A 13,911-nucleotide genomic window follows, 5' to 3' on the forward strand; every position below is an offset into this window, starting at 1 on the left:
GGTTCTTCGTCATATTTGGGGAAATCCATGCATTAGGGTTTTAGTTTTAACATATTGATATTCAGTAATTTAAATACGTTTGTCCTTTGCTTTATAGGGTGATATTTATTATCTTTAAGTAGCTAATAAACAACTACTTATGACCGTAAAACAACTGATCGGCATGCCTGGGCTAATTGTAAATAATATTGATTGCTCCCATTCCCTGGTTAAAATAGATGCATCAATAAAATCCAAACGGGCAAAGTGTCCCGTTTGTGAAAAACACAGCAATAAAATCCATGATCGTTATACCAGAACAATATCAGATCTCCCGGTATTTCAAAACAAGACCACTATCTTCCTAAAAACACGCAAATTTAAATGTCAGAACCCTCAATGTGACCGAAAAGTATTTTCAGAACAGACACCATATATTTTGAGATATTCGAGAAGAACACGAAGGGTATCAAGGATATTGGATTCCCTGTCGATCGAACTGACCGGTAAAATGGGCAGTACCCTGTCGGAACAACTACTGATCTCGGTCAGCAAATCAACCATTACACGAATGGCCCACGAACAACAACTGCCCCAAATAGCCCAACCAAAGGTACTTGGCGTTGATGATTTTGCATATCGAAAAGGGATAAGTTATGGAACCGTTCTCGTTGATATGGAGACGTCAAGGCCCATTGATATTTTACCTTCGAGGGAGGGCAAAGAGCTAAAAAAGTGGTTGTCAAAATATCCTGGCGTGAAGATTGTCACCAGGGACAGGGCCAGTTCGTATTCTTCTGCCATTGATGAGGTCTGTCCAAGTGCAGAACAGGTCGCGGACCGATTTCATTTATTAATGAACCTATCGGATGCCTTGGACAGGTATTTCAAAAGTGTGGACCCAAAAATCAAAAAGCTCATTAAGGATAAAAGCAATGAACTTTTGAAAAAGTCCGATGGTCAAATTACCGGCTATGCGAAGGAAAAAACAACGGGCCCATTATCAAAGGTCCAAAAAAGAGTGGTCCTAAAAGGAACGGACCGAAGGCAGGATGTTTTCAACAAGGTCAAGGAATTGCATGCCAAGGGCATATCCAAACGAAAGATCGCAAGAGATCTGGGCATAAGCCGCAATACGGTCCATTCCTATCTCTCGCTGGAATCATTGCCTCCAAGATCAAGCTCAAGATCGACCAATATTGAGCTGTTTTCCCAACACATCGTTGCGCGATCGGACGTTCAGGGATATATGGTGAAAGATATAATGGACGAAATCTATAAATTGGGATATAACGGAAGCAGGACGCAGGCCTATCACAATATAAACATCATAAAGAAAAAACATGGAATATGCACACCTGATTTTGCACAGATACAAAAGGAGAGAATTCCCTATATAAAACCCTTGAGCTCAAGGGAGCTCGCCAAATATATCGGTTCCTGTCCGACTGTTGTCAAGAATCCCGATCAGCGGAGATATCTACAGACCTTATTGGACAATATCCCGGAGCTACGGGTTATTCAAAAATTGGTGCGGATCTTTAAAACTATGTTGACCACGGGACGTGGCAACATTTACCGATGGATCGAATTCATTAAACGATCAAAATACAAAATGACGGGATTGACCACTTTTGCCAATGGACTGTCAAGGGATATCAAAGCCGTTAAGAACGCGATTGAAATGCCTTGGAGCAATGGCGCTGTAGAAGGCCACGTAAACCGGATAAAGAGCATTAAAAGACAAATGTATGGTAGAGCTTGCTTTGACCTATTGCGTAAAAAAGTGATTTTATCCCAAACCGGTTAATGATCCCCAAATATGACGAAGAACCCAACCATCCGACTCATCCACAGAACCTTCAATATATGGCGATGATATACCACTTGAAATCAAAAGAAAGTGAGCTTGGTAAAATTGAATTAGGTGATTGAATCAGATTTAATTAAAACTAAAATCAAGGTGGTTCAAATTATCCGTTTTAGTAGTTCAGAGTATCTGCTCCGTTCACTCGTAAGTCGTTTTTCAAGATTCATTTTTTAAATAGTATTAAAGGCGCATAGTTTGCAGGTATTATCGGTTGTCAAACTTTGGTTAATTTTACTTATATGATATTTACAATGAATTTGGACAAGAATATAGTTTTCAGGCTACTCCTTTGTTTTTTTGGTATTTTTTATTGTTCCTGTATGGATGCTGAAAAGAGGGATATCATCCGTGTGGGATTCTCTCAATGCATCAGTGACCATGAATGGCGAAAGGCCATGAACCACAGCATGGAGGTAGAGGCATCTTTGCAAAGTAATGTGGAACTCACCATTTTCTCTTCGAATTACAATACCGATAAACAAATCGAGGATATCAACCAGATGATCGATGAGGGATATGATGCCATTATTGTGTCTCCATTGGAGCCTAATTCCATCGTTCCAGTTATTGAAAGGGCCTATGACGCAGGGATTCCTGTGGTTTTAATTGATCGTAAGGTCAACACCGACAAGTTTTCCACTTACGTCGGTGGGAATAATTTGGAAGTTGGTCGGGATGTTGGAAATTATATCTTATCCGCCACTAAAAAGAAGGCCAATATAATAGAGATTAAAGGAGGAGATAACTCCTCACCGGTCATTGAACGAAGCTTGGGTTTTCATCAAATTGTGGATGCCAATGAAAGCACCAATCTGTTGTTGAGCATCGAAGGAACAATATATGGCACCCCGAAAGAAAGATTTGCCATGGCCTTGGATTCCTTGGGAAATGAACAGATTGACTATGTATTTGCCTTCAATGATCTTATGGCGCATCAGGCTTGGCAGGTAGCACGACAAAAAGGATTGGAAAGCGGAATCAAATTTATAGGTGTTGACGGTCTCAACGGTGATGAAGGAGGAATCAACCTGGTTCGTACAGGTATTTTGGAAGCATCCATATTGTATCCCACCGGAGGTTCAGAAGCCTTACAGTTGGCCATAAAACTTGCAAATGGGGAAAAAGTTGCCAAAGAGAACCTGCTCGGCACCACGGTAATCAACCGTAGGAATGCCGATATCATGAAAAACCAATATGATAAGATCAATGACCAACAGGCAGATCTTGAAAAGCAGACCGCAGCAATAAAGGAACAAGAAGAGCGTTATTATGCGCAAAGTAAATTATTGCAGATTACATTGGTCCTGTTCGGGATTGTGCTCATCCTTGCCCTTTATAGCATTTATTCAATTTTCACCATTAGGAAGAAGAACAGGCAATTACAGGTTATTAATCATAAGATTACGGTACAGCGAAACCAAATAGAGAAAATAGCCAAAGAGGTAAAAGACAGCAACGAGGCCAAAATTAATTTCTTTACTGGACTATCGCACGAATTCAAAACCCCTCTGACCTTGATCATGAGTGCGGTGGATTCCTTGGCGGACTCCATGGTCGACAAGCCCAGGGCCATGAATGAACTGGAACTTATCCACACCAATTCCAATCGATTGCTAAGGCTAATGAACAACCTGTTGGATTTTAGGAAAGCGGAGGATAAAACCTTCAACATTAGGGCTTCCATTACCAATATATTTGTGTTTTCAAAGAACATCCATGCTGAATTTGCCCGAGAAGCCAAAAGAAGGGGCATCAAGTTTGTCATTGATAGCAATAATAAGGACTTGGAACTTTTTATCGATCGAAATTTAATGGATAAAGTTTTCTTTAATCTCCTTTCCAATGCATTCAAGTTTACACCGGACAATGGTTGGATCACTATTTTCATAAAGGATAACGAAGAAGGCAATGATGTCAATATACATATCAAGGATAACGGTATCGGAATTCCTGAAAAGGAGATCAAAAATGTATTTGACCCTTTCTTCAAGGGTTCCAATAATAGGAAGAACAGTTCAGGAATCGGTTTGCACCTCAGCAAACAGTTCATTGAACTTCATTTGGGCAAAATTGAGGTAAAGTCGCATAAAGGGACCGAGTTCATTATTACACTGTTCAAGGGAAATACCCATTTCAATGAAGATCATATCATTGATTATGTGGATCTGGAGGAGTCGACGATTCCGGATTTTGCCACACAGACCGTTTTAGAAAACCATGTCCCTGAAAATGTAATGGCATCGGACACAGAAAAGTATTCCATACTTATTGTTGAGGATAACAATGAACTTTCGATGTTCCTTAGAAACAAGTTGATGGATGAGTACGATATCATCATGTCCAATGGAACGGATGCCATTGAAAAGGCATTTGAGTTTGTCCCAGATATCATATTATGTGATGTAAACTTGCCTGAAATGAGCGGATTTGAAATCTGCACCATTCTGAAGAACGATCTGAAGACTTCCCACATCCCAACCATTATCCTGACCGCTTTGGACAACAAGGAGTCATACTTGAAGGGACTTCAATCCGGGGCAGACCTTTACCTGACCAAACCCTTTAGCTATGCCATCTTGATCCAATCCATCAAATCAATGTTGTACAATCGCGAAAAGCTACGGTTATATTATACCAATAACTTTTATAAGTTAGAGGGAACTGGAAATTATGGAAACCTGGAACAAAAATTCATTGATCAACTGAACCAGTGTATCATGGACAATATCGATGATACCGATTTTTCCGTGGAGGCTTTGGCCGATAACCTCCATGTATCAAGGGTCCAGTTGTACCGAAAAGTCAAGGCGATTTTTGGAGTCAGCATTAGTGATTATATCAGTGATATCCGATTGGAAAAAGCGAAATCAATGTTGGAAAATACCTCCCTTCCCATTTCTGAGGTGGCATATGCTTCCGGATTTGCCAGCCCTAGTTATTTTTCCACTTCTTTTAAGAACAAATTCGGAAATTCCCCTGGAACCTTTAGAAAATCATCTCAGTCCTGAGGAGTTTCCTTTTTAATCTCTCCCAGAGATGTAACGTCTGTGCAAATTCCGGTTACAATTTCTAAAGTCTGGATTTCTGATTTTGTTTGAATTTTAAGCAAAGTGCTGTAAATCAAAATAGTACAATTAAATAACGCTTTCTTAACAAAAACGTATAAAACCGAAACATTAGTAATATCGATATCATTTTATTGCGAATACATTAGCAAAAATGCAATAGATAAATCGATATGAAAAAAATTTGGGTATGGGCCATAACGGCAGCTTTGGCAGGGTTCCTTTTTGGATTTGACACAGTGGTCATCTCAGGAGCCGATAAAAAGCTACAGGCACTTTGGGGTTCATCTGATGTTTTCCATGGAATGGTCGTTATGGCCATGGCACTTTGGGGAACCATTATAGGGGCTATTTTCGGAGGTATACCTACTGATAAAATAGGCCGAAAGAAAACCCTGTTCTGGATAGGCATTTTATACACCATTTCTGCATTGGGCTCGGCCCTTTCCTATGACCCCTATGTTTTTGCTATGTTCAGATTTCTTGGGGGGATAGGTGTTGGGGCATCGACCATAGCAGCTCCAGCCTATATATCTGAAATAGCACCTGCCAAGGATCGGGGAAAACTTGTAGGACTCTATCAGTTTAATATCGTATTTGGGATATTGATCGCATTTTTCTCCAATTATTGGTTAAACGGAATCGGGGAGAATGATTGGCGATGGATGATGGGGGTAGAGGCTATTCCTGCGATAATCTATACCCTGTTCGTGTTGAGTGTCCCTAAAAGTCCAAGATGGCTATTGTCAAAATTAAGAAACGATGAGGCCCGTGAGGTCCTACAACGTATTGACCCAGACAGGGATGTGGAAGTATTATTATTTAAAATCCAAGAAGGTAAGGGTAAAAAGGGCAGGATCGAGAGCATTTTTCAAAAAACGTATAGATTTCCACTTATCCTAGCCTTTCTCATTGCTTTTTTTAACCAGCTTTCAGGCATTAATGCATTTTTATACTATGCCCCACGAATTTTTGAAGAAGCCGGATTGGGCGAAAGCACGGCACTGTTAAGTAGTATCGGTATAGGGGTTACCAATTTGGTGTTTACCTTATTGGGTGTCTATTTGATCGATAGGGTAGGGAGGAAGCAATTGATGTATTTCGGTTCCGTTGGGTACATTATATCACTATCGTTGGTGTCCTGCGCTTTCTTCCTTGATTGGACAGGTTTGGCAGTGCCCATATTCCTATTTCTCTTCATTGCTTCCCATGCGGTTGGTCAAGGAGCGGTCATTTGGGTGTTTATTTCAGAGATTTTCCCTAACCATCTCAGAAGTTCAGGACAGGCTTTTGGTAGTTCGGTCCATTGGGTTCTTGCTGCCATTATCCCGTCCCTTATTCCTGTGCTGTTCTCAGCTATAGGGGCCGGCACCGTATTTGCCTTTTTTGCCTTCATGATGGTGCTGCAATTGCTTTTTGTAGCCTTCATCATTCCTGAGACCAAAGGAATTTCCCTTGAGGAAGCCAGCCAAAAATTAGTAACTAAACATATGAATTCAATGATAAGCAAATCAAAGTACATCCCTATGGTCATCGCACTATTGATGATCGGTTGCAAGGAGATGCCAAAAGAAGGGAAGGCACTCTTGACAGAAAATAAAGAAAGCGAAAAAATAATGGAAAAATTTCGTCCCCAGTTTCATTTTACTCCGGAAGAAAATTGGATGAACGACCCCAATGGCCTGGTATATCACAACGGATACTATCATCTTTTTTATCAGTATTATCCAGATGACACTGTATGGGGGCCCATGCACTGGGGTCATGCCAAGAGCAAGGACCTCTTACATTGGGAACATCTGCCCATTGCCTTGTACCCCGATAGTTTGGGATATATCTTTTCGGGCAGTGCCGTGGTAGACAAAAATAATACCGCAGGTTTTGGGGAAAATGCCCTGGTGGCCATTTTTACCTACCACAATCCAGAAATAGAAAATAAAGGAAGTGATAGATTCCAGACACAGGGTATCGCCTATAGTACCGATGGTGGTGAAACATGGGACAAGTATACCGGAAACCCTGTCCTTCAAAACCCAGGTATCAGGGATTTTAGGGATCCCAAAGTTTTCTGGAACGATCAAAAGTCCAAATGGCAAATGGTCTTGGCCGCAAAGGACCATGTACAATTCTATGAGTCGGTAAATCTAAAGGACTGGTCCCTGATAAGCAAGTTTGGGTTCAATGATGACCCTCTCTTGGGCGTTTGGGAATGCCCAGATCTTTTCAAGCTCAAAGTAGATGGTACTGAAGAGGAAAAATGGGTGCTCATCGTAAGCCATGGAGGGGAAAGCGCCCCGAACGGGGGCTCAGGTACGCGCTACTTCGTGGGCGAGTATGATGGAACAACATTTACCACCGACCAAAACGAAAGTCAATGGCTGGATTACGGAACGGACAATTATGCCGGGGTGACCTACAACAATACGCCCGATCAAAAACGAATCCTGATCGGATGGATGAGCAATTGGAACTATGCTACAAAGACTCCGACCGAAAAATGGCGCTCGGCCATGACCCTGCCCAGGGAACTGGAATTGGTGAAAAAGAATCGGGGATATCTGCTAAAGAGCAAACTTATTGATGCCTTTGAGAAAATGACCTCATTGGTGCCCGCTAATGAATTAATGGGTGTCTATCCCACCGGTTTTACCTATGAAGACCTTTCCCAAAGTTTATTGTCATTAGATGTAAGTATTAAGGATTCATTGCGGATAGAGTTGTCCAATCATAGCGGGGACAAGTATGTCATGGGATATGAAATGGCCAACGGAACATTCTATTTGGATAGGGGGCAGGCCGGTAGTTTGGATTTTAGTGAGCCATATGAGAAAACATCCCGTCAAACAATGGATATAGGGAGCCAGGAAAAATTATCGCTGCAGATAGCCATAGATGCCTCTTCCATTGAAATATTCATCAATGATGGGGAGTACGTCATGACCACACAGGTATTTCCAAAACATAAGTTCACTGAATTTAAGATCCTGAATCCAGAGAAGATAACAATAAATGATTTTTTCCTGAAAAAGGTCAATGTGGATGATGCTGAAAATTAAAACAACCCTTTTGTCAGGCTTTACATGCACATTGTTTACCGCACTGGCTGGAATATACCACCTACAAGTTGGCAGTAGCGTGTTTCTGGTTCGGGCAATAAGCAATCAATCCTGGGCCTGTAATTGAAGGACTGATATCATTTCGAAAATTAACTAAAACAAAGGCGTATGAAATGACAAACATGCTTAACAGAAATTAACTGAAATCAAACAAAAATTTTAACTAAATGAACAAACTAATTTTTATATGTCTGATGTTCACGGTTGGGCTGACATTCGCCCAAGAAGTGACAATCAATGGCAAGGTTACTTCGGAAAGTGATGGATTTCCGCTACCTGGTGCCACCGTGTTGATCAAGGGAACCACAAAAGGTACCCAAACCGATTTTGATGGAAACTACCAGATTGATGCCAATTATGGGGAAACCCTCGTAGTTTCCTATGTAGGGTTCCAGCCCATTGAAATCGCTGTAGCCGATGGGGCTCAATACAATGTGAACCTTAAGGAAGACACCTTTCAGTTGGATGCTGTCGTCATTACAGGATACACTTCGGAAAAAAAGAAGGATATCACTGGAGCGGTTTCCGTTGTAGATGTGGATGAAATGAAAAAACAAGTAGTGGCCAATCCAATAAAAGCACTCCAAGGTCGGGTGCCGGGAATGGTTGTTACAGGAAATGGATCTCCTAGCTCTCCCGCCACGGTCAGAATTCGGGGAATTGGGACATTAAATAACAATGACCCTCTTTATATCATTGATGGAGTTCCTACTAAATCCGGTATGCACGAACTCAACTCAAATGACATTGAATCCATACAGGTATTAAAGGATGCTTCGGCAGCTAGTATTTATGGTTCCAGAGCGGCAAATGGGGTTATAATTGTTACCACAAAGCACGGGAGAACAGGTAAAACAGAATTAAAGGTGGATACCTATACTGCGATTTCCAATTATACCAACAGAACTGAAATGCTGGACACTGAAGGTTATGGTAGAGCGCTTTGGAATGCCCATATAAACAATGGTACAGATCCTAATTCCAATAGTGTTCAATACCAATTTGATTGGGGTACTACATCAGATGGCACACCGGTCTTAAATCAAGTTTTGGTCCCTGAATATTTGGATGATGCCCGTACCTTAAAATCGTCAAATACAGATTGGTTTGATGAAATCTCACGTATGGGAGTAACCCAGAACCTAAATTTATCCCTGACCAATGGTACCGAAAATGGTAATTATTTTATGTCTTTAGGTTATTTTGATAACGAAGGAGTTATAAAAACCACCAACTTCAATCGATTATCCGCAAGGATCAATTCGGAGTATCGATTATTTGACGATAAAGTTACAGTAGGAGAGAATCTTAGCCTTACCAAAACAAAAGAAGTGGCCGGATCGCCTATTAACGAAGCGCTACAGGCTTTGCCGATCATCCCGGTAAGAACCGTGGACGGTCAGGGATGGGGTGGTCCCGTTGGAGGTATGAACGATAGGCAAAACCCAGTTAGATTACTCGAAGACAACAAACAGAATGGATATGATTTTGTAAGGATATTCGGGAATTTCTATGCCTTGGCCAAACTGGCAAAAGGACTGGAGTTTAAAACCAGTATCGGTGTGGATTATAGTTTTTATAAGGCAAAAAACTTTAGGAAAAGATATGAATCCGGATACTTGAGCAACCCTGTAAACCGTCTGGAAAACACGCAGACCACAACGGGGAAGACTACCTGGTCCAATACGCTGAACTACATTTACAGTTCTGAAAACCATAACCTTAATGCACTGGCCGGGATAGAGTATTACCATGAAAACGGGGATACTTTCTGGGCTTCCAGACAGGAATTTGTGAATGAAGATGAAGATTTCACATATTTGGATTCAGGTACCGGAGCGAAAGACAATGGGGGCGTTGCTGTTGAAAATGTATTGTTGTCCTATTTTGGAAAGGTAAGTTATTCCTATAAGGATAAATATCTGGCATCTGCGACATTGCGCTATGATGGGTCATCACGATTTGGACAAAATAACAGGTATGGGTTTTTTCCTGCATTTTCAGCAGGATGGCGATTAAGTGAGGAGGCCTTTATAAAGGATAATATTTCCTTTTTGAACGACCTTAAGTTCCGGTTTGGATGGGGTATTACCGGTAATCAGGAAATCGACAACAATGCTATTTATAATATCTACGTTACGAACTATGCCAATACCTCTTATGACATTAGCGGAGATAAAAGCGGCGTACTCCCGTCCGGATATGTACTGACCCAAAATGCAAATCCTGATTTAAGATGGGAAGAGAGCACGATGACCAATTTTGGCGTGGATTTCGAGCTTTTTGATCGAAAAGTATTCGGAAGTGCCGAATACTATATTAAAGAAACTTCGGACATTTTACTTCTTCCCCCTTATATAGGAACCTTAGGTGAAGGTGGTAACCGATGGGTTAACGGTGCTTCCATGGAAAACAAAGGTTTTGATTTCAATCTTGGTAGCAGGTTCATCCTAGGGGAAGATCTTATGGTCAATATAAACGCCAACCTTAGTCAGTATACGAATAAAGTCACCGAATTACCTGCTGAAGTTGTAAATGCGTATGGTGGGGATGGACGTGGACAAAACATATTGGGAAGGCCTATTAATTCATTTTTTGGATATGTGGCCGATGGAATATTCAAGAGCCAGGACCAAGTGGATGCCCACGCAAATCAACCCGGAAAAGGTTTGGGGCGAATTCGATATACGGACCTGAACGGCGATGGCGTCATCAATGATTTTGATAGAACATGGATTGGAAGGCCACATCCCGATTTTACGTATGGATTGAGCATGGATTTATCCTATAAGAACTTTGATTTTTCATTTTTTATCCAAGGTGTGGCCGGAATTGATGTGGTAAACGAGTTTAAATATGCTACTGACTTCTGGAGTGTTTCAGAGACAGGTTCCAACAAAGGAACCCGCCTGTTAAACGCATGGTCCCCTTCGAATCCGGATTCCAATATTCCAGCGATAGCCTTGGTGGACAACAACTTTGAGTCAAGGTTTTCGACCTATTTTATTGAAAACGGTTCTTATTTAAAGTTAAGAAATGTACAGATTGGGTATACTCTTGATCAAGAGACCGTCAGTAAAATAGGAATGAGCTCATTCAGAATGTATATCGGTGGTGACAATTTGGGTATACTGGCGAAAAGTAAATCATTTACAGGGGTCGATCCTGAGAACCCGGGATTTGGTTATCCAAACCCTGTGGTGGGAACTCTCGGTTTTAATATGAAGTTTTAACTGCCCGATACAACTTAAAATTATAACAATGAAAAGAATAATAAATATATTGACAGTAGGATGTCTCTTATTGATAACTTCATGTGAGAAGCCTTTGGAGATAGACCCTAAAGGGGTATTGAACGAATCTCAGATAAATACGCCTGAAGATGCTGAAAAATTTGTGATTGCAGCTTATTCTTCCCTCGGGAACGATGAAATCAACCGTCCATTCAGCCTTTGGCAGTACGGTGATATGCGTTCGGACGATGCTTATAAAGGAGGTAGGGACCCAGGAGATGGCCAAGAGTTTCATTTTATGGAGACTTTTGGAAATACAATTCCTGATTTATGGCCATTGGATGGCATTTGGTTTCATTTGTACGTAGGGGTAAGACGTGCCAATGAAGGACTTCGTATTTTAAATAATTTTACCACAGAGGAATATCCGGAATTAGCCGCAAGAAAGGCGGAGCTTCGTTTTATCAGAGGGCACTATTATTTCGAGTTAAAAAGACTTTTTAACCGTATCCCGTACATGGATGAAAACACACCCCCGGAAGAATATAAGAACATCATAAATGTTGAATTTAGCAGTGATGAATTATGGAATAAAATTGCTGAAGATTTTGAATTTGCGGTAGACCATCTACCTCAGGAACAGCCAGAGGTGGGCAGGGCAGATCAGATCGCAGCTTACGCTTACCTTGCAAAGACAAGGTTGTACCAGAGCTATACACAGAACAACTCGTATCAAGTTACCGGGGTGGACCATACAAAGTTGCAGGCGGTAATTGCTGCGGCAGATAAGGTATTGGCCTCTGGCCATGGTCTCGAAACTGATTATGCCCATAATTTTTTGCCGGCACCCTATGAAAATGGACCGGAGTCGATTTTTGCGGTTCAGTTTTCTACAGATGACGGAACAACCAACGGTAGGCTCAACTTCGGGGATATGCTTACGGTTCCTCAAGGATTGGGTTGTTGCGACTTCAAAAAGGCATCTCAAAATCTGGCCAATGCCTATCGTACAGATGCCAACGGTGTTCCGTTACTTGATACGTATAATGATCAAAATATTAATTTTGGTACCGACAATACAGATCCACGTTTAGATCATACAGTAGCTCATCCGGGAATTTCTTGGAAATATGATCCAAACTTAATTTTTGAGGAAAGTTGGAGCAGGACGCCAGAAATCTACGGCTATTTTAACTCATTAAAGGAAAATGTCCATCCTGAAGACCTAATCAATGAAGGACCTTTTTACGGAAATACAAAAACCAGGGTTATCATTAGATATGCCGAAGTAATCCTTATGAAAGCTGAAGCCCTTATTGAACTTGGAAGACACGATGAAGCACTGCCCCTCATAAATGAAATTCGCGAAAGAGCTGCTGCAAGCACTTCTCTATTAGTTGATGGGAATGGAGCTCCATTGGCCAATTATGTGGTTGAGAATTATCAACCGGGGGTTAACATTGATTGGACACAGGAAAATGCGCGTAAAGCGCTTCGATTTGAAAGAAGGCTGGAATTGGCCTTGGAAGGAGAACGTTTTTTCGATCTTGTAAGATGGGGCGTTGCAGAAGAGGTGCTCAATGGTTATTTCAATGTAGAACAATCACGAAAAGAGTATTTGCAAGGGGCAATGTTTGGATAGGGCGGTCAATGTATACCACCTGCGGCGGATGAAAGTGAGCAGTGCAAATCAAGTGCACGAGATCGACTCATTTTGGTGCTGAAGTTAACGTTTATTTTTAATTTTTTTTCTCATTGATTCCCCTTTTATGTCCACCCTGTGAGCCGAGTGCACCAGCCGGTCAAGGATGGCGTCGGCGATCGTTTTTTCACCGATGACATCGTGCCATGCCTCCACGGGCAGTTGTGAGGCTATAATGGTGGACCTTTTGCCGTGCCTGTCCTCTATGATCTCCATCAAAGAGTGCCTGTTGATGTTGTCCAATGGTTTTAGGCCAAAGTCATCCAGTATGAGCAGGTCCTGTTTTTCAAGTTTTCCAATGAATTTTAGATAGGACCCGTCCGCCTTTGAGGTTTTGAGCAAGGTAAAGAGTTTGGCCGTGTTGAAGTACATGGTCCTGTGCCCCATTGAGCAGGCCTGGTGCCCGATGGCGGAGGCCAGATAGCTCTTGCCGACCCCGGTGCTCCCGGTAATGAGCATATTTTCACCCTTGCGTATAAATCCACAGGAGGCGTAGCGCTGTATCCTGTTCCTGTCGATGTTCCTTCCAGGGCCGTAATCGATGGCCTCCATAACGGCACCGTACCTGAACCTTGCGGCCTTTGTCAGGCGCTCGATCTTGCGGTTGTGCCTATCGTCCCATTCGGACTGTACCAGATAGGCCACCAGTTCATCGTTGGTATAGTCCATGCTCTCGGGCGAGAGGCTGGTGTCAAAGGCCCTGAGCATCCCGTGGAGCCTGAGCTGTTTCATCTGTTCCAATGTCTTTGTGTTCATGTTGTCTGTTTTAATGTTTGTCATTTATAATAGTTTCCTCCCCTGATGTTATCGTGGTCCGGGACCTCGGAGGTATCCTCCGGGTCGTCCTCCAGGGTGTCCCACCCTTTTTTCAGTATCCGCTCCACCATGCTGTAATTATAGGCCCCATAGTCCGATGCCCGCCTGCAGGCATTGTCCAGCCGTTGGT

The 13,911-nt window shown here is 42.0% G+C and carries 6 protein-coding genes and 1 pseudogene; 6 read left to right on the forward strand and 1 reads right to left on the reverse strand.

Annotation, left to right across the window (positions count from 1 at the left end):
- Positions 1-139: 139 nt before the first annotated feature.
- From EO132_RS09265 to EO132_RS09290, 6 genes and pseudogenes are all read left to right on the forward strand, one after another.
- The gene (locus EO132_RS09265) at positions 140-1,789 is read left to right on the forward strand and encodes an ISL3 family transposase (RefSeq protein ID WP_127137576.1); all 1,650 of its coding nucleotides are present in this window, start codon (positions 140-142) and stop codon (positions 1,787-1,789) included.
- A 380-nt stretch (positions 1,790-2,169) separates the two neighbouring features.
- The gene (locus EO132_RS09270; protein ID WP_164732311.1) at positions 2,170-4,857 is read left to right on the forward strand and encodes a substrate-binding domain-containing protein; all 2,688 of its coding nucleotides are present in this window, start codon (positions 2,170-2,172) and stop codon (positions 4,855-4,857) included.
- Positions 4,858-5,087: 230 nt separating this feature from the next.
- Positions 5,088-6,452 (forward strand): annotated as a pseudogene (locus EO132_RS09275) (sugar porter family MFS transporter); the annotation flags it as partial.
- A gap of 78 nt (positions 6,453-6,530) precedes the next feature.
- On the forward strand, positions 6,531-7,970 hold the full coding sequence (locus EO132_RS09280) for a glycoside hydrolase family 32 protein (protein ID WP_262707584.1): 1,440 nt from the start codon (positions 6,531-6,533) through the stop codon (positions 7,968-7,970).
- A 227-nt stretch (positions 7,971-8,197) separates the two neighbouring features.
- Positions 8,198-11,263, forward strand: coding sequence for a SusC/RagA family TonB-linked outer membrane protein (locus tag EO132_RS09285; protein ID WP_127137578.1), 3,066 nt, complete (start codon positions 8,198-8,200; stop codon positions 11,261-11,263).
- Between the two features lie 28 nt (positions 11,264-11,291).
- Positions 11,292-12,905: a RagB/SusD family nutrient uptake outer membrane protein gene (locus tag EO132_RS09290; protein WP_127137579.1), complete on the forward strand. Its 1,614-nt coding sequence runs from the start codon at positions 11,292-11,294 to the stop codon at positions 12,903-12,905.
- Between the two features lie 84 nt (positions 12,906-12,989).
- Here the strand turns inward: EO132_RS09290 and istB are convergent, their stop codons facing one another.
- Complete coding sequence (istB, locus tag EO132_RS09295) at positions 12,990-13,721, reverse strand: IS21-like element helper ATPase IstB (protein ID WP_127136804.1); 732 nt, start codon at positions 13,719-13,721, stop codon at positions 12,990-12,992.
- Positions 13,722-13,911 lie beyond the last annotated feature (190 nt).

Origin of the sequence: Flagellimonas oceanensis, assembly GCF_003992595.1 — a bacterium.
GTDB lineage: Bacteria > Bacteroidota > Bacteroidia > Flavobacteriales > Flavobacteriaceae > Flagellimonas > Flagellimonas oceanensis.

Bases quoted from the DNA above. Each gene is read 5' to 3' on its own strand.
- EO132_RS09265 (WP_127137576.1), top strand. From the start codon at position 140: ATGACCGTAAAACAACTGATCGGCATGCCTGGGCTAATTGTAAATAAT.
- EO132_RS09270 (WP_164732311.1), top strand. From the start codon at position 2,170: ATGGATGCTGAAAAGAGGGATATCATCCGTGTGGGATTCTCTCAATGC.
- istB (WP_127136804.1), bottom strand. From the start codon at position 13,721: ATGAACACAAAGACATTGGAACAGATGAAACAGCTCAGGCTCCACGGG.
- EO132_RS09290 (WP_127137579.1), top strand. From the start codon at position 11,292: ATGAAAAGAATAATAAATATATTGACAGTAGGATGTCTCTTATTGATA.
- EO132_RS09280 (WP_262707584.1), top strand. From the start codon at position 6,531: ATGGAAAAATTTCGTCCCCAGTTTCATTTTACTCCGGAAGAAAATTGG.
- EO132_RS09285 (WP_127137578.1), top strand. From the start codon at position 8,198: ATGAACAAACTAATTTTTATATGTCTGATGTTCACGGTTGGGCTGACA.